The sequence below is a fragment of the Achromobacter sp. SLBN-14 genome, assembly GCF_006715415.1.
In the GTDB taxonomy this organism is placed as follows: Bacteria; Pseudomonadota; Gammaproteobacteria; order Burkholderiales; family Burkholderiaceae_B; genus Achromobacter; species Achromobacter mucicolens.
The window spans coordinates 3,548,815-3,565,384 of record NZ_VFNE01000001.1 but is presented as its reverse complement, the minus strand read 5'-3'; the positions used below and the strand labels follow the sequence as shown (position 1 = coordinate 3,565,384).

Genomic DNA, 16,570 nt, shown 5'->3' with positions numbered 1-16,570 from the left:
TGCCGCCCGTGCTGGTCTGTCGTTTACGAAATCATCCGGCAAACTGCCGGGTCAATTGCTTGCTTTTATCAGATTGGAGCCGTTGCCGCCCATCGGCACCGAGCGGATGTCGGGCATGCGGTCCGGATCGGGCCAGTACTCGACCTTGATGATCGCTTCCTGGAAGATGTCGTCATCGACCAGCACCTCGGTGCGCAGCACCGCGCAGCCATTGCTGACGTGGAACTTCACGACCTCTTCCCACGGTTTGCTCGTGAACTCGATGGGTTGGCTCCGGTCCTTGCGTATCCAGCGCCACGCATCGGCCCACCCCGGGCGCGAGGCCATGTTGTCCACGTACTTGTCCATGCGGTCGGCCCAAGTCTCCGGCTTGGGCCGGCCTTGCACGAGCTGCGCATTGGAGGGACCGCGCGGCTGCAATTCGGGGTCATTCGAACGCATTGACCCCTTGCTGGACACCACGGCGCTCACGCCCTCGCCCACCAGCTTCAGGCTGTAGGCGTAGTCGCTGTGCTCGGTATAGCCGGGCATCACCACTTCCAGCACCAGCCGGTCGCGGCCAAAAATTTCGCCTTGCCACAAGCCCTTCCAGTCCAGCGTCACGCGCACGCCGAACACCGCGCGGTTGAACTCGTAAAGTTCCTCTTCGCGGTTCTCGTACAGCGGGCGGTCCTCCACGTTTTCAAACGCCGCCGAGCGCATGCAGCATCGGGTGAACCAGATCTCCAGTTCGCTGTCCTTGGCGCTATCGCCCCAGAACTTGAAGTACAGGCCGGCCGCGAGCAGGCACAGGCCCAGCACGATCCAGCCCCAGACCGGAATCCCCAGCAGCACCGTGCCGCCGCTGGTCAATCCGACCATCGCGCTGCCAAACCCGCCGGCCCCCGCCACCACGCCGGCCGCGCTGAAGGCGCCGCCCAGGCTGACCAGCGCCGTCGCCACGCCGGTCAGGCCGGACAGCAACAGGAACATCGAGGACGTCGCATACGCGCCGCCGGCCTCGTAGTTCTTGACGTCGTACTGGTCCACCGCGCTGAGCGCGTTGTTGGCGCCATCGACGAACGTGGCCGCCGCCGCGAACACCGCTCCCGCCGTGCGCACGGTAGCCAGACGCATGTTCAGGGTCAGGTTCATCGAATACGCGGTATTCGTGCCCACGCGCGCGCCGATCGCGCCCGCCGTGGCTTCGATCGCCACGCTGCCCACGCCCAGCACGCCCGACGTGATGCCGAACCAGGCCTTGCGCGCCGCCTTCGCATCGCCGATGGCGTCGGCCTTGTTCAAGTCCGACACAGACGTGTACAGGGCCACCAGCGTCAACACGCCCGTCGCGCTGGCGTTCTGGCCGTCCCGCGTCTTGGCCCACTTGACCAGCCCCGCCAGCGGCGACATCGTGGGCGCCGGCAAGGCCAGCACCCTGGGCGGCGACGGCAGGGACAACTGCGGCGACGCCGCAGGGCGAGAAGGCGGCGGCGCGTTGGCGGCCGCGTTCAGCTGCGCGTCGACCTCCTCGGGAATGATGTAGTTGATGGTCAGCGGGGTGGAGCGTTCGGCCTGCGTGCCGATCCAGCCGGACTGCATGTGTTTGTTCGCGTAGATCCCGCCTCCGCCACCGACCGTGACCGACGTCAGATTCGGCTCCCAGACGATCTGGTGCATGTCCGCGATCATTCGCGGCAGCGTCGTCGTATGCGTGCGCACCGCCACCACGATGTTCATGCGCGCCGACACGGACAACGTGACGCGCGCCGCCACCCGTTCTGCGATGGGGTCGCCCGACAGGGTCAGGCGCAGAAGCTGCGTGGCCATGAAGCGGCCAATCGCCGAGCCCGCCGCCCGCATGGGCGGCAGCTTGCCGTCGGCCGCCCGCAACTTGATCCAATCGTTGTAGCTCTTGACCATCTTGCGCAGGTTGGACACCTGCTTGGAGATCACCTTGCCTTTGCCTTCCCGGTTCAGGAAGGCCAGTAAGTCGCCATCGTTGCCCGCCAGCGACCGCCATATCGCCTCGTACGTGCCGTCGACCATGTCCTCGTCTTTCAGCGAGTCGTCGATGGCCTTGTGCTCGCTAGCCACCGCGCCCGCGCCATCGACGCACATCGCCATGTCGTCTTCCAGGCGCTCGCCGGCGGCGGCGTCCTTGGGCGAATACGCCTTGCACGCCAGCCAGAACGTATCTCGGCCATACCACCAGGCCCAGTCCTTGCCCGCGCCCTCGATCTTGTCGCGCATGCGGGCAATGGCCGCCTTGTTTTCGCTGAGCGTCCTGGTGACCTTGCCGGTGTCGATGCGCTCGCGCAAGCGCTGGCGTTCGTCGCTGGACGAGTCCATCTGCTTTTCCAGCCCGTCGATGATCTGCGCCACCGCCACTTCGCGCAGCCGCGTCGGCTCCAGATGATGCTCGGCCAGCTCGCCCATGCACTTGTTGCGCCACGTGGAAATGTCGGCCAGCACGCCCACCGGATCGCGCAGCGCCAGCGCCACGCCGCCCTTGGGCGTCATCTGCCGCATCTTGCCGGCCATCGCCGCGGCCTGCCCGCCAAACAGCGTGACGCCGGGGGTCAGCGTGTTGGCAAACAAGGTCGCCGCGCCGGCGGCGTCACGGAACTCGATCGAATGCTTGGCCAGATTGGCGCCGTCTTCCGCCACGCGAAAGCCCGTTTCGGGCTTGGGGTAGCCCCCCGCCCAGACGGCCTTGGCGTCCAGCTCCACCATGACCTTCTTGCGCCAGCGATCGTTGCGCGCCAGCTCGCGGCGGATATCCTGCGTCCACCACACGCGCGAATAGCCGACCCACACGCTGCGCGACGCGTTTGCGGGCGCCTCGACGTTGATCAGCGCGGATTCCAGGCCGTGGCCTTCGCGCGTGCACGTGAACGTCGGTTGCTCGGATGGACGGTTGTCGTCGTCAACCGGCACTTCCTTCATCTGCCCCGTTGCCGTGGCCGCGAACGCGCGCCAGCCGTAGCTGCGGCGCGGATCCCAAAGGTACACGTAGCCAGCCGTGATGGCGCGCAGCATGTAGGCGCCCTGGCGCATGGTCTCGTAGTACAGCTCGGGATCCGTGTACACGCCGTCGGGCAAATCGTTCTTGCCGCCCGGCACGTACGCAATTCGCATCGGCAGGATGGGCAGCCCCGGCCGGCCGCAGAACTTGCCCTTGCAGGGCAACGCGTCGTAGTCAGTCGTCATGCTTGCAGATCCTCCCGCGCCTGCGCCTCTTGCGCAAACCGCTGCCAATCCTCGTCGTCCATGTCCTGCGCGGCGCCGCGCAGGCGGCCGCCTTCTTCTTGCACCTCGCGCAGCAAGGCCGCAAACGACGGCGCACGTTCCAGCGGCGCGTCCAGGCGCACTCGCCAGGCGGCGAACAGCGCCGCGTCTTCATCGTCGTCAATTCCGCAATCCGCGGCCGCGTCCAGCGCGCGGCGAACCGAGTCCAGCACGGACGGCCCCACGCACAGGCCTTTCGCGTTCAAGCGCTGCAGCACCGCGTTGATACGCCCCAGCCGCGCAAGGCGCGGCCAGTCAGGCGTCACGGTCTGCATCGGACCCGGCACATCCGGCAGCACCTGCCAGCGCGCAAAGCCGTCCACCGTCATCCACGTGACGCCCGGTATCCACGAGGCGGGCGCCGTGCCCGCGTACAGCTCGCTCTGGTATTGCGTGGTGCGCGGGTCCCAGAATCGCAGGATGCGCACGCGCGCCTGCGCGTCGCGCAAACGGGCGCGCAACGCGAGCCGCTGCGCCACTTCGGCCAGCGGCAGGTCCGTGGCCAGCCACGCCGCCATCGACCGGGGCCGCTTGGCGGCGGGCGCGGGACGCAAGGCTTCGTCCACCGCCACGCGGATGCTGGCGTTGATCAGCCGCTCATGGCGGATCTCGTCCGGCACCTCTGCCAGATACAGCGGCGGCGCGGCCGCACCCTGCGAGATCAGATCGACCTCGCGCCGCGCCAATCCCGCAGCCGCGATGTCGTCGGCCAGCGGATCGGCCAACGTGGAATCGCACAAGAGCAGCACGCGCCGGCTGGCGCGGCCGTCCAGCACGGCCCGCAAGCCCGCGATGGCGCGTTCGACACAGTCCTCGGCGCGCGGCGGTTCCCAACGTGCTTGAGACGCTTGCGCCAGACGGGGCGTTGACGATGCCATCATGCCGCCAATGCGCCGCTGCCGGCCGCGTCTTCGAGCGCCGCGGCGCAGCCTTCCATATCGCCCTGCGGCGGTTGCGCCGGGCCGGTCCCGCTTTGCGGTCCCACCCAGTTGTGCACACCCGCCTTCAATTCCACCTTGCCGGGCGCATGCAATTGAATCCCGCCGCCCTCGATCCGCATGTACGCGCCGGCCGCCGTGGCCAGCACCTTTTTCGATGCGTTAACGTCCACGGCGCCTTGGGCCGAGGCCAGCGTCACCGATTTCTCGGCGGCCAGGCGCATGCGCGCCTTCTGGCTTTGCATCCGCAACTGCCCGCCTGCCGCGTGCAACCGGATCCCTTTCTCCGGCACGGCCCGGCCGTCGCCGCCCAAGCCTTTGGTGAACAAGACCACGCCCTGCGCCACGCACAGAGACAGGTGCGCGCCCGCGGCCCAGTTCACGTCCGGCGCCACCTGGCACAAGGTGGCGCCCGCCACGGCGAACGCATTCTTCGGCGTGTATTGGCCAATGCCCTTCGGGGCGCTGACCTGGATGTGCGGCAGGCTGTACGCCGGCACCTGCACGCCTTCCTCGGCGCGGGTGCCTTCGATGACCTTGCGCACGGCGTCCAGTTCATCCAGCGGACGCGTCTTGTCGCCGTCGCCGTCCAGCTTCGCTTCCTGGCGCGCCGCCGTGGCCGACAGCTCTTTGGCCTGCTCGATGGCCTTTTCCATCTGCTGGATGGCCGGCTCGCTATCCAGCAGGCCGCCCGTCGCGCCCTCGCGCTTGTCCGCGCTGATCAGCAGGCCCTCGCCCGCGCGCAACGCCACGGCCTCGCTGGTCGCCAGTTCCGCGCCATGTCCCAGGTCGGACAGACGCTCGTTGTCGCGCTGCTGCTTTAGGTGGCCCAGGTTCAGCCGCGCCTCGGCCTGCGTGGTCGATGCCGTCAGGCGTGACTGTCCCGGCGTGTCGTCCTGCACCAACTGGTTGTAGCCGCCCATGCCCTGCCCGCTATCGGCCAGCGCCTGTGTCTTGAAGCCCGACATCACCACGTTGTGCGCGTGCCCGGCCTCGCTGCCCGCGAACCAGGCAGGCGCGTTGCCGGTGGCCTTTGCGGCGCCGGCCTGCACCTGGTTGTTGGCGGCGTTCTCGCTGCCCGCGCCGTTATACAGCGCGCCCACCACCACCGGCCGGTCGATGTCGCCGTGCATGAACTGCACCAGCACCTCCTGTCCCAGGCGGGGCACGAAGTGACCGCCCCAGTCCGATCCCGCCACCGGTTCGGCCACGCGCACCCACGTGCCCAGCGCGTCGCTGGCCGGTGCGTTGTCTTCGCCCGCGGGGTGATCCTGGCGATTGCTGGACGCGCTGCCGCGCTGCCAATGGAATTGGATCTTGATGCGGTGGTCGCGGTCCGTATGGACCGGATCGTTCGCCCCGACCACCAGCGCCGTCTGCGCGCCGTGCACGGTGGGACGGGGATGCAGGCGTGCGCCGTGGCCATCCACCGTGCTGGGGCGGTACTCCAGCGTGGCGGCGATCGCCTCGAAGCGGTTGCGATAGAAATCCGCCGCGGCGTCAACGGCGTTGCCCGGGCCCTGGTTTTCCCCGGCCGCGCCCAGGGCGTCGGCCACCGCGCGGCCCAGGCTTTCATCGAAATTGTTGCGGGCCTCGTGCGCGATGCGCAGCACCACAAATTCGGCGCCCGCCCCCTGCGACGGCCCGAAATGCCCCGTCAGCGTAAAGCGCTGCCCCGGCGCCAGCGTGCGCACGGTGCCCTCGCCTTCATGCAACGACTGGCGCACCCGCTGCGCGGCCAACGCGTTGTGCGCAAGCCGCTCGCCCTGGGCGCCGTCTTCGAACAGATACTGGCCGGGGTAGTCCGAATCCGCCAGCTCCACAGCGTTGGCCAGCTTGTCCTCGACCTGCGCGCTGACCCGCCGCGCCTGCATCGCGCGGTAATCCCACGTGGCCAGCCGAACGGCGTTGGTGCGCCACGCGCGGCGCTGGCGCCACGCCTGGATGGTGTCTTCGGTTTCGGTCGCGTCCGCGCGCTGGAACTTGACGCTGTCCTGGGGCCCGGCCTTGAACGCGCCGTTGTGGTCGGCAATGACCACGGTATGGCCGCCCGGCGCGCCGTCACCGGCTTCGTGCTCGACCCAATAGAAGAGCCCCTCTTCGGCCAGCAGCCGCTCGACAAAGGCGAAGTCGGTCTCGCGGTACTGAATCGTCAGGCTGCGCTTGGCGTAAGCGTCCCGGTCCTTCACTTCCCAGCGCCACTGCGCCGCCACCGCGCCCTGCCCGTTGTAGTCGCCGAACACGCTGTCCACGATGTCGATCACCGACAAGTCCTGGAAGGCGAAGCTGTCGCGGCGCTGGCGCAGCAGCGCCAGCCACGGCTCGATGCGCAGCCGGTAGCGCGCGAAGCCGCCATTGGCCCCTTCAAAGCGCGCCTCCGTCACCAGGCCGCACCACACGCGGTGCGCGTCGCGGCCCAAGGCCGTTTGCAGCTTTACCTGCGCCGGCTGGCCGATCAGTGACTTCAGCGGCACATGCGCATCGTCCGACAGCGCGTCGACCATCAACGCAAAGCCGCCATCGCTCAGTTGCTCGGTGCCCTGAAGACGCTCGGCCAGCAGCTTGTCCGGCCCCAGCGGCGTGCACAGGTCGAGCAGGCGGTCGGCCTGCGTGAAGCCCGCGCCCAATGGGCTGGCGGCGGCAAGTGTCTGAGCCATGTTGGCGTAACCTCTCTGTCTTGAATCAGCTCATGCGGAAGCGGAATTCGCCGTTCTTGCCCGCACTGACACGGATCTTGGCAATCGCCTCACCTTGCGCCATGCGGCTGAGGACCTGCCCGGCAATCTCGGGCAGCAGCGTTCCATTGAGGATGTGATCGACATTGCGCGCCCCCGTGTCCACTTCGGTGCAGCGGGCCAGCACCGCCTCGACCAGCGCCTCATCCCACTCGAATACCGCGCGGTGCGTGGCCGCCACGCGGCGTGCGATGCGGCCCAGCTTCAGTTCGATGATGTGCGCCAGCGCGTCATCGTCCACGGGGAAATAAGGAATGGTCTTCATGCGGCCCAGGAAGGCCGGCTTGAAGGCCTTGTACAGCTGCGGCATCAACAGCTCGGACAAGGCATCCGGCGTCGGGCGCTCCGCGGCCGGCTTGTTCAGGCACGCCTGCATGATGGCGCTGGAGCCGACGTTCGACGTCAGGATGATCAGTGTGTTGCGGAAGTCGATCTCGCGCCCCTCCGCGTCGTCCATCACCCCCTTGTCAAAGACCTGGAAGAACAGCTCCAGCACATCGGGGTGGGCCTTTTCGATTTCATCCAGCAGGACCACGCTATAGGGCTGGCGGCGCACCGCCTCGGTCAGCACGCCGCCTTCGCCGTAGCCCACATAGCCCGGCGGCGAGCCCTTCAGGCCGGAAATGCTGTGGGCCTCCTGGTACTCGCTCATATTGATCGTGACGAGCTTGCGTTCGCCGCCATAAAGAATGTCTGCCAGCGCCAGCGCGGTCTCGGTCTTGCCCACGCCCGACGGGCCCACGAACAGGAACACGCCTTTGGGCTTGTCCGGGTCTTCCAGCCCCGCGCGCGCCGTGCGAACGCGCTGCGCGATGGCCTCCAGCGCGTGGTCCTGCCCGATCACCCGTTCAGCCAGCAGCGGCTGCAATTGCAGCACCGTGCGGATCTCGTCGTTGACCATGCGGCCCAGCGGAATCCCTGTCCATGCCGAGATGATCTCGGCCACGATTTGCGCGTCCACGCAGGCCGGCACCAGGGGCTGTTCGCCTTGCAACGCCCGCAGCTCGTCCATCAAGCCCGCCAGACGCTGCTGCGCCGGGGTCAGCGGCACCGCTTGCGCGGCCTTGCGGCGCGACGAGGACGGCGGCGGCGCCTTCTCCGCGGACGCCTCGGCGGCCGCTTCCTGCGGCGCGGTCTCCAGCTCCGCGCGCAAGGCGTGTATCCGCTCCACCAGGTCCATTTCCGCCGCATGGCGCGACTCGGCATCGGCCAAGGTTTGCGTCACCGCCGCGATCTCGTCGCGCAATTCGTCCAGGCGCGCGTGCGGCGCGCCCGTGGCGGCTTCGCGCTGCAACGCCGCCTGTTCGGCGCCAAGACGCGTCAGGCGATGCCGCGCATCATCGATCAAGGCCGGCGTGGCGCTGCGGCCCAATGCCACGCGCGCGCATGCCGTATCCAGCACACTGACCGCCTTGTCGGGCAGCTGGCGGCCGGTGATGTAGCGATGCGACAGCCTGGCCGCCGCGCTGATCGCTTCGTCCAGGATGCGCACACCGAAATGGCGCTCCATCAGCGGCGCCATGCCGCGCAACATCGATGCGGCCAGCGTCTCGTCCGGTTCCTCCACCTTGATCACCTGGAAGCGGCGCGCCAGCGCGGCGTCCTTCTCGAAGAACTTTTTGTATTCGCTCCAGGTGGTAGCGGCGATGGTGCGCAGTTCGCCGCGCGCCAGGGCCGGCTTGAGCAGGTTGGCCGCGTCGTTCTGCCCCGCCTGCCCGCCCGCGCCGATCATGGTGTGGGCTTCGTCGATGAACAGGATGATGGGCGACGGGCTCTTCTTGACCTCGTCGATGACGTTCTTCAGGCGGTTCTCGAACTCGCCCTTGACGCTGGCGCCCGCCTGCAGCAGACCCATGTCCAGCGTGCGCAGCGTCACCTCGGCCAGCGCGGGCGGCACGTCGCCCGACACAATCCGCAGCGCCAATCCCTCGACCACCGCCGTCTTGCCCACGCCCGCCTCGCCGGTCAGGATGGGGTTGTTCTGCCGCCGCCGCGTCAGGATGTCGATCATCTGGCGGATTTCGGCGTCCCGTCCGATCACCGGGTCGATCTTGCCCTCGCGGGCGCGTTCGGTCAGGTTCGTGGTGTATTGGTCCAGGGCCGGGGTGGCCGACAGCGCCGGCGCCGGCTGGCCAGCTTCGCCCTGCGGCCCCGCGCCATCGGCAAAACCCACGGCTTGCCCGGCCTCTTCCGAACCGGCCGTCAAGGCGGCAAAGTCATGCTTTAACGCATCCAGCCGGAACGATTCGAACAGCGTCGATCCGCGCCGCGCCAGTTGCGCCAGATCGGGCTCGGTCAGCAGGGCCAGCAACAGGTGGCCGGACCGGATGCGCGTCGTCTGGGTATCAAGCGACGCAATCAGCCACGCGTGTTCAAACAGCTTGGGCAGATGCGGCGAAAACACCGGCGTGCGCGTGTTGCCGTTCTTGAAGCGGCCGATCTCCGCATTCAGGTCCGCCTCCAACGCGTCGGTCTTGATGTGGCAACGCTGCGCGATGACGCTCACGTCGCTGGCCGGCTTTTCCAGCAAGGCCAGAAACAGATGCTCCAGATCCACTTCGTAGTGGCCTTGCGCCATGCACAGGCTGGCGGCGCGTTCGGCGGCCTGGCGGCAGGTCTGGTTGAGCTTTCCGATCAAGGTCTTCAGCGGTGTGGCCATAAGTGTCTGAGGGTGATGGGGTCAATGAATGGTGTGCAGTTCGTAACTGGCGTCGTCGCGGTCTTGCCGGGCGGGCTCGGTGCACAGGAACGAATTCCAGCCCAGGCGCACCTCGGCGCCTGCGCCCAACTGGCTGGGGGTGACGCTCTCACGCGCCAGCACCAGCCGCACCTCGTATTCGAACGTCATCCCGCCGAACATCGTCAGCAGTTTCTCCAGCGCCTGCGCGCGCTCGCCGCCCGGCAGGAAGTCGGTGAACGCCTGGCCCGACAAGGGGCCGATCCAGAGCCGGATGCGCAGGTCGCGCTGCCAGATGCGGTCGCCAGCAAGCGCCGACACGCCCAGCACGGCGCCAGGATGCCCAAGCTGCGTGCGGTTCTGCGGCGGCACGTCATACCAGCGGCCGACAAACTGTTCCACGCGCAGCGGCACGCCAAAGTAATCCTGCAGCACGCGCTGCAGGTACGGCGCCGACACCGGACGCTGACGCGCCGCCGCCGCGTAGTGCGCGATCGATTCGTCATGGACGCGGCCCGCGCCGTTGTGCAGGCGGTCCCGCAGCGCCGGATGGCCGATGCCGCCCAAGGCCAGCAAGAGCGGCAGGTAATGATGGTCCGGTTCGGTTTCGTGCCGCAGCGGCATGCGGTACTTCTTCCACGCCGCGTAGAACAGCGCCGCCGCCCGGTTCGAAAAGATGTCGAAGAACGCGCGGGCGCCCCGGTCGCGCCGCAGGCTTTCGCGGTTGGCCAGCATTTCCGAGTAATGCAGCGGCAATGCGCCCTGCCCGCCCAAGAGGCCAAAGAACGCGGGCGTCACGTCCACGCGGCCCAGCCGGCCTTCGGCCACGGCGGCCTGCCGCGCGGCCTCGTCCGCCAGCACTTCGCCGTTCTTGTCGTACGCCACCGCATCCACGATCTCGCTGGGCGGAAAGCCCAGGCCCGGCGCGTTGGGAAAGCGCAGGTGCACCGGCACCGGATGACGCGTCGCCCCGCGCTCCTGCCGCGCAAAGCATTGCTCCAGCAGGCGCACCGCCTGGAAAAACTTGAAGCGCTGCGGCTCGGCCAGCAGCGCGTCCATCACGCTAGGATGGCGTCGCCGTTGCAAGGGGGGCATCGTAGAAGTTCCTCCGCGCCGCGGCGCGACAACACAACCAACTGCACGAAACTGTTCGCGTGCACATACAGGCCGAAGAAGCGATTGATGACCGCCACGAACGTGTGCAGGCTGGTGCCCACGAAGTGGTCTTCATTGACGGTCAGCCGGATTTCGATGCCGCGCACGAAGGTGGCGAACGGTTCGCCCGGCATCCAGTGCGTGGCGGGCTTGTAGTCCAGACCGACCAGCCCTTCGATCTGGCGCGCGGCCACCGCGGAGCCGGACAGGTCGTACAGGCGCAGCGTTTCCTTGAGCGCCGGCAACCCGCTCTGCACCAGGGACAGATGGTTCAACGCCAGATGCGAGATCAGGCGCCAATGCGCCGCACGGCCCTGCTGGAACCGGTGCGAATGCGTCGGGCGGCGCAGCATGCGGATCGTGCGCGCCACCGAGCCGCCTTCCAGAAACAGATCGCCGCCCGCCTGCCCCACCGCGATCTGCGACGGCAAGTCCCGATTGGTGCAGGTCAGGTCCAGGCTCAGCGTTTCGGTCTGCGGCACCGACGGGTCGAAGTCGATATCGACGATCGAAATCTCCGTCTCGTAGCCCGGGCTGCGCTGCGCCATCGACGCATCGCGCCGCATCGTCCAGTAGTGGCCCGCCTTGTCGGGCGATTCGCCATGGTGCAGCGAATAGAACGGCCTGAACTCCACGACCGCATCGCCCTGCGCGTTTTGACGCACCTGGCGCACGCGGTCGATCGAATAGACCTCGTAGCCGTAGGCCCGCCGCGCGTCCGCCACCACCGGGTACGACGCCGACGCATGCGTGACGCGGATGGGATCCGCACGCTGCGAAAACAGGTTTGACACCGGCGTGCAGCCGAGCCGCAGATTGTCGGCGGACGTCGATTCCAGCAGCCGCGCGGTATTGGAATCCGCGCGCAGGCCGCTGACCGGCAGGTGAAGCGTGAACTGGCGCACCGTGCCCAGATAGGGGCGCAGCGCGGCCAGGTCGATGTCCACGAAGTTGAATTTTTCCGAGAACACGAAGTACTCGGCCAGCAGGCGATACGCCGGGTGCGAACTGGCCGGAAAGTCGATCAGCGCGTCTTCTTCCGCCAGCCCCACCTGCCAGACCGGAATGGCGGGCAGACGATCCCAGCGCCCCGGTTGCAGCTCGACGTAGGCCGCGGCGGCGCGCAGGAACAGCGCGTCGCGCAATGCCGCCACGAATGACGGTTCACCGTGCAGGTACACCCGAAGCCGGTCCACGCCCAGGGCCCCGAAATGCTGGTTCTCGCCCTGGCAACCCAGGGTGACGGAAAAGCGTCCGGTCACGCCGGCCGGCAGCTTGGCCGTGGCGGGCGCATTGGCGCTGGATTCAAAGCCGGCGCGCAGCACTTCAACGGGCGCCAGCGTGACCTCATAAGTGGTGCGAAAGCGGCACGACACGCCCCGGACCGGGTGCGACTTCAGTTCCGTGCCGCGCGCAATCCGGACCGGCGCGGTCAGTTGCGCGCCCGCGCCGCCAAGGTCGAACTGCGCGATGCTGCAAGAGGGAAATGGCCGCAGGTAATGCGGGTACATCACCTCGAACAACGCTTCGGTGAATTCCGGGTAGTCGTCGTCCAGCTTCTTGTTGATCCGGGCGCTCAACAAGGCGAACGACTCGATCATGCGTTCAACGTGCGGATCTTCGCAGGTCTCGCCCGACAGGCCCAGCCGCGCGGCGATCTTCGGGTATCGTTCGGCGAAGTCGCGCGACGACGTGCGCAGAAAGCCCAGTTCGCGCTCGTAATAAGGCAGCAATTCTTCCATTGTTGTCTTTCCTTCCAGCGCGCCAATGCACCTGCGTTACGAATGGGGGCCTCAGACCGTGGCCGGGCTCTTGGCCCAGCCCTTGGTCACGGAGTACTGCAGCGTCGAGGGCTGCAACGTGGCGTCGAAGGTGACGGGCTCGTGGGCGGGTCCCACGTCCAGCATCGCCGTGATCGCGAAATACAGCACCGAGGTCGCGCGGCTGTCCACCTGGAGCATCACCCGCACGTGCGTCAGGCGAGGCTCGTGGCGCGCGATCGCCTGCTCCAGCGACCGGCAGATGAATTCGCGGTCGTAGTGGCTGGCAAGACTCAATCCGGAAAAGTCCGACAGGCCGTACGTCAGCACCGACCGCTGGCAGTTGGGGAAGCGCAGCAAGTCTTCCTCGGTGAACACCATGCGGGTGTTCAGCAAGGCCTCGATGTCGCGCGCCACCGTTTCCTTCATCTCTTCGATCGACAGGCGGCGCAGCGCATAGGGCGATTGGCCCTCCGCCTCGAACAGCTTGTCGAACAGACTCGGTTCGAATCCTTTCATCGGGGCCTGATCAATCCGGAGACAGCAAAAAAATGGACAGCGGCCCGGCTCGGGCCGCGGTCTCTTGGCAACCTGGCAGCGATCAGACCGAGTAGGTCTTGTCGTTCTTGGTCAGGCTCCAGGCGCCCTGGGCGTTGCCGCCCTGGTTGCCGCCGACCTTCTGCTGCGTGTACTTCCACTGCACGGCGGCGTACTTCAGCGAGAACGACTCGTGCGGCAGGCCTTCGGCAACCACTTCCGGCGCCACACGCGCAATGATCACGTACTTGAGCTTGATTTCCAGGTACTTGACCCGATTGCCCTCACCGTCCGCGCGCAGAAAATCGATGGTGACTTCATCGAACGTCGTGCCGCCGGACGCGTGCTGATACAGCAGCGGGCTGACCACGTCCAGATCCTTGGTGAAGACCATTTCGCCGTGTTCGGTGCGCTCGGCGGTATGGCCGCCCGAGGTCGATGCGGTGGCCGAACGCGGCTGGATGATTTCATGGCGCCACGAGCTGACTTCGATCCAATCCGGGTGGTCCTTGTCTTGCGATTCGCCCTTGAGCGCCGGATTGCCGAACTTGACGTAGATGTCCTTCATTGTTGATAACCTCTTTCAATGGATGAGTGGTCAGTGCAATGACGATCAGGATTTCTGAGCCTGAGCCGGCAGTTCGGCAACCAGGCGCAACGAGATCGAGAGTTCGTCAAGCTGGAAATGCGGCCGCAAAAACGCCACGGCGCGGAAGACGCCCGGACGTCCCGGGACCTCGGCCACCTGCACCGAAGCTTCGCGCAGCGGAAACTGCGCTTTTTGTTCCTGCGTCGCGTTGTCGTCCAGCAGCACGTACTGCGACACCCAGCGATTCAGGAAACTCTCAACGGACTGCGCCGACGCGAAGCTGCCGATCTTGTCGCGCATCATCGCCTTCAGGTAGTGCGCCACGCGCGACACCGAGAAGATGTACTGCAGCTGCGCCGACAACACCGCATTGGCGTTGGCGCTGTCCGTGTTGTATTTCTTGGCCTTCTGCACCGACTGTGCGCCGAAGAAGGCCGCGTAGTCCGAATTCTTGCAATGCACCAGCGGGATCAGGCCCTGATCGCTCAGTTCCTTTTCCCGGCGGTCCGTGATGGCGATTTCGGTCGGGCACTTGAGCGCGATTTCGCCGTCGTCCGTCTTGAACGTGTGCGTCGGCAGGTTCTCGACCAGACCGCCGCCTTCCACGCCGCGGATCGCGGCGCACCAGCCAAAGTCGGCAAACGCGGCCGTCAGACGGGCGCCGAACGCCCACGCAGCGTTGCACCACAGGTACTTCGAGTGGTCGGTGCCGTCCACGTCCTCAACGAAGTTGAAGCCTTCGACCGTGGTGCCTTCCACCGGATCGTAGGGCAGGCGGCCCAGAAAGCGCGGCATGGTCAGGCCCACATAGCGGGAGTCTTCCGAATCGCGGAAGCTGCGCCACTTGGTGTATTCCACGGTGTCGAACACCTTGGCCAGGTCGCGCGGGCGGCCCAGGTCGGCAAAGCTGTCCAGGCCCAGCAGTTCGGGCGAGGCCGAGGCGATGAAGGGCGCGTGCGAAGCCGCGGCCACGTGCGACATCTGCTCGATGAAGTACATGTCCTCGGGCTGGCGCGTGATCTCGAAGTTGCCCAGCAATGCGCCGAACGGCGCGCCGCCGAACGTGCCGAACTCTTCTTCGTAGACCTTCTTGAACATCAGGCTCTGGTCGAAGTCGATGGCGGTCTGGAAGTCGCGAACCAGGTCACGCTTGGTGGTGTTCAACACCTTGATCTTCAGCATCGGGCTGGTGTCGGTCTCCTGGCACAGGTAGTGCAGGCCGCGCCACGTGCTCTCCAGGTTCTGGAATTCCGGCGCGTGCATCACCTCGCTCAGTTGCGCGGAGATCAGGCGGTCCAACTCGGCCACGCGCGCATCCAGCATCGCGGAAAGATTGTCGGACACGACCACGGTGCCCTTCATGACTTCACGCACCAGCTCACCGATGATGTCTTTGGCGCGATCGTGCTCGGCGGTCGACTTGGCGACCCGGCTTTGCTCGACGATCTGGTCCAGCAGGCCGCCTTGCGCGTCGGCCGGGGCGGCAGCGGTGTTTTGTGCAGCGGCGGAATTACTCATTGCGGCCTCCCTTGTCGGTCTCGCTGGTCAACTGTTGCAGCTTCTCGGTGCTGGACAACACTTCGCCCAGCAGGTCTTCCAGCTTGTCGTTGCCCGCCAGCTTGTTGCGCAGGTCCGCCAGCTTGGTGCGTATGTCGAGCAATTCGCGCAGCGGATCCACCTGCTGGACCACGGCTTCCGGGCGGAAATCCTCGATCGAACGGAACTTCAGGTCCACGCCGAACGTGCCGCCTTCCTCGGTCAGCGCATTCTTGACGCGGTACGCGGCGCGCGGCTCCAGCCCACGCATCACGTCGTCGAAGTTGTCGACGTCGATGTTGACGAACTTGCGGTCCTTCAGACGCGGCAGCTCGGCTTCGGATTGCGCCGAAAAGTCCCCCACCACGCCCACGACGAAGGGAAGCTCCTTCTGTTCGATGGCGTCGCCCTTCTCCACGTCATACGTGAGCTGAACGCGCGGCGGACGGACTTTCTGCAATCGTTTCTGAACGCTTTCTTTCTTGGCCATGGATGGCTCCGTGCAAAGGATCGTGGCGGTCGGTCAGGCGCGCCGGGCTACCCGGCGCTGCCTGGGCGAATCACTTGGTAAGCAGGTCGCCGAACGGGTTCGGCGCGCGGTTGGGCTGCTGGGCGGGCTGGGTTGCGGCGGGCGACGCATTGGAGGCGGCCCCCGGCGCGGCGCTGGGAGTGACCTTGGGTGCGGCAGGCGTCGATGCGGCGGGTGCGGCACCCGTAGCGGCGGCGCTGGAAGGCGACGCACTCGCCGGGGCGGGGTCGGCCTTGCGCGGCGGCTGACGCGGACGCGGCGGCGGGCGGCGGCCTTCCGGGAACAGCACATCCTGCCCCAGCGTCTCGCGCATTGCCGCGGCCAGCGCCACGGCGTCTGCGCGCGCATTGCCTGCCAGCAACGCATCGGCGCGCAGGTCCGCCAGCGACTGCATGGCCACACGCAGGCCGCCGACGGCGCGCACGCTCTTGGCCACGAAATCATCCGGGTCGCGGCTCAGCGCCTCGTCGGCCGCGACGATGGCTTGACCATATTTCTGTTCGTCGAAACGAATCTTCGCGATGTAGGACCACGGCAATCCCTTGGACGGATTGCGGACCGCAATCTCCTCGAATTGCGCGACGGCCTGGTCGGCGCTCTTTTGCTCAAGCGCCTTTTCCGCTTCGGCCATGGATTGTTTGTATTCGGATTCCGACTGCGGTTTTACCGACGCGCAGCCGGCCATAACGGCAACGACACCTGCGAGAACGACGAGGCGGGGAAAGCGCATTTTTAAGCACCTAGCGGGGTTGTAACTAGGGGCCGTATTTCAACAACCTTTTGTTAGCCCAGCGCTACAGCAAGTGTCTTCATGTTACTTGCGTCGAAATTGCGCCTAACGTGC

General features: G+C 66.7%; 11 protein-coding genes. All 11 read right to left on the bottom strand.

Annotated features, from left to right (window positions below; all coding sequences use genetic code 11):
* Window positions 1–51 precede the first annotated feature (51 nt).
* Window positions 52–3,192 (bottom strand): T6SS effector BTH_I2691 family protein, encoded by a 3,141-nt coding sequence (locus tag FBY20_RS16210; RefSeq protein ID WP_142053388.1) that lies wholly within the window; start codon window positions 3,190–3,192, stop codon window positions 52–54.
* Window positions 3,189–4,151: a DUF4123 domain-containing protein gene (locus tag FBY20_RS16205; protein ID WP_255452377.1), complete on the bottom strand. Its 963-nt coding sequence runs from the start codon at window positions 4,149–4,151 to the stop codon at window positions 3,189–3,191. The genes FBY20_RS16210 and FBY20_RS16205 overlap by 4 nt, the downstream gene beginning before the upstream one ends.
* Window positions 4,148–6,865, bottom strand: coding sequence for a type VI secretion system Vgr family protein (locus tag FBY20_RS16200; protein ID WP_142053386.1), 2,718 nt, complete (start codon window positions 6,863–6,865; stop codon window positions 4,148–4,150). Before FBY20_RS16200 ends, FBY20_RS16205 begins: the two co-directional genes overlap by 4 nt.
* A gap of 25 nt (window positions 6,866–6,890) precedes the next feature.
* Complete coding sequence (gene tssH, locus FBY20_RS16195; RefSeq protein WP_142053384.1) at window positions 6,891–9,602, bottom strand: type VI secretion system ATPase TssH; 2,712 nt, start codon at window positions 9,600–9,602, stop codon at window positions 6,891–6,893.
* A gap of 21 nt (window positions 9,603–9,623) precedes the next feature.
* Window positions 9,624–10,715, bottom strand: coding sequence for a type VI secretion system baseplate subunit TssG (gene tssG, locus FBY20_RS16190; protein WP_174245419.1), 1,092 nt, complete (start codon window positions 10,713–10,715; stop codon window positions 9,624–9,626).
* Complete coding sequence (gene tssF / locus FBY20_RS16185; protein ID WP_142053383.1) at window positions 10,679–12,517, bottom strand: type VI secretion system baseplate subunit TssF; 1,839 nt, start codon at window positions 12,515–12,517, stop codon at window positions 10,679–10,681. Before tssF ends, tssG begins: the two co-directional genes overlap by 37 nt.
* A gap of 51 nt (window positions 12,518–12,568) precedes the next feature.
* Entirely contained in the window at window positions 12,569–13,054 is a 486-nt protein-coding gene (tssE, locus tag FBY20_RS16180; RefSeq protein ID WP_142053381.1) for a type VI secretion system baseplate subunit TssE, read from the bottom strand.
* A gap of 82 nt (window positions 13,055–13,136) precedes the next feature.
* Window positions 13,137–13,640: an Hcp family type VI secretion system effector gene (locus FBY20_RS16175; RefSeq protein ID WP_006226591.1), complete on the bottom strand. Its 504-nt coding sequence runs from the start codon at window positions 13,638–13,640 to the stop codon at window positions 13,137–13,139.
* Window positions 13,641–13,685: 45 nt separating this feature from the next.
* Window positions 13,686–15,179, bottom strand: a complete 1,494-nt coding sequence (gene tssC, locus FBY20_RS16170) for a type VI secretion system contractile sheath large subunit (protein WP_056325730.1) — start codon at window positions 15,177–15,179, stop codon at window positions 13,686–13,688.
* Window positions 15,172–15,687: a type VI secretion system contractile sheath small subunit gene (gene tssB / locus FBY20_RS16165; RefSeq protein WP_056325727.1), complete on the bottom strand. Its 516-nt coding sequence runs from the start codon at window positions 15,685–15,687 to the stop codon at window positions 15,172–15,174. The genes tssC and tssB overlap by 8 nt, the downstream gene beginning before the upstream one ends.
* Window positions 15,688–15,757: 70 nt before the next feature.
* The gene (locus tag FBY20_RS16160; protein WP_223572839.1) at window positions 15,758–16,456 is read right to left on the bottom strand and encodes a M48 family metallopeptidase; all 699 of its coding nucleotides are present in this window, start codon (window positions 16,454–16,456) and stop codon (window positions 15,758–15,760) included.
* Window positions 16,457–16,570: the final 114 nt, after the last annotated feature.

What these genes read in the sequence shown, in the direction of transcription:
- tssB (WP_056325727.1), bottom strand. Translation starts at nt 15,687, where the DNA reads ATGGCCAAGAAAGAAAGCGTTCAGAAACGATTGCAGAAAGTCCGTCCG.
- tssG (WP_174245419.1), bottom strand. Translation starts at nt 10,715, where the DNA reads ATGCCCCCCTTGCAACGGCGACGCCATCCTAGCGTGATGGACGCGCTG.
- FBY20_RS16205 (WP_255452377.1), bottom strand. Translation starts at nt 4,151, where the DNA reads ATGATGGCATCGTCAACGCCCCGTCTGGCGCAAGCGTCTCAAGCACGT.
- FBY20_RS16160 (WP_223572839.1), bottom strand. Translation starts at nt 16,456, where the DNA reads ATGCGCTTTCCCCGCCTCGTCGTTCTCGCAGGTGTCGTTGCCGTTATG.
- tssE (WP_142053381.1), bottom strand. Translation starts at nt 13,054, where the DNA reads ATGAAAGGATTCGAACCGAGTCTGTTCGACAAGCTGTTCGAGGCGGAG.
- FBY20_RS16175 (WP_006226591.1), bottom strand. Translation starts at nt 13,640, where the DNA reads ATGAAGGACATCTACGTCAAGTTCGGCAATCCGGCGCTCAAGGGCGAA.
- tssC (WP_056325730.1), bottom strand. Translation starts at nt 15,179, where the DNA reads ATGAGTAATTCCGCCGCTGCACAAAACACCGCTGCCGCCCCGGCCGAC.
- tssH (WP_142053384.1), bottom strand. Translation starts at nt 9,602, where the DNA reads ATGGCCACACCGCTGAAGACCTTGATCGGAAAGCTCAACCAGACCTGC.
- tssF (WP_142053383.1), bottom strand. Translation starts at nt 12,517, where the DNA reads ATGGAAGAATTGCTGCCTTATTACGAGCGCGAACTGGGCTTTCTGCGC.
- FBY20_RS16210 (WP_142053388.1), bottom strand. Translation starts at nt 3,192, where the DNA reads ATGACGACTGACTACGACGCGTTGCCCTGCAAGGGCAAGTTCTGCGGC.
- FBY20_RS16200 (WP_142053386.1), bottom strand. Translation starts at nt 6,865, where the DNA reads ATGGCTCAGACACTTGCCGCCGCCAGCCCATTGGGCGCGGGCTTCACG.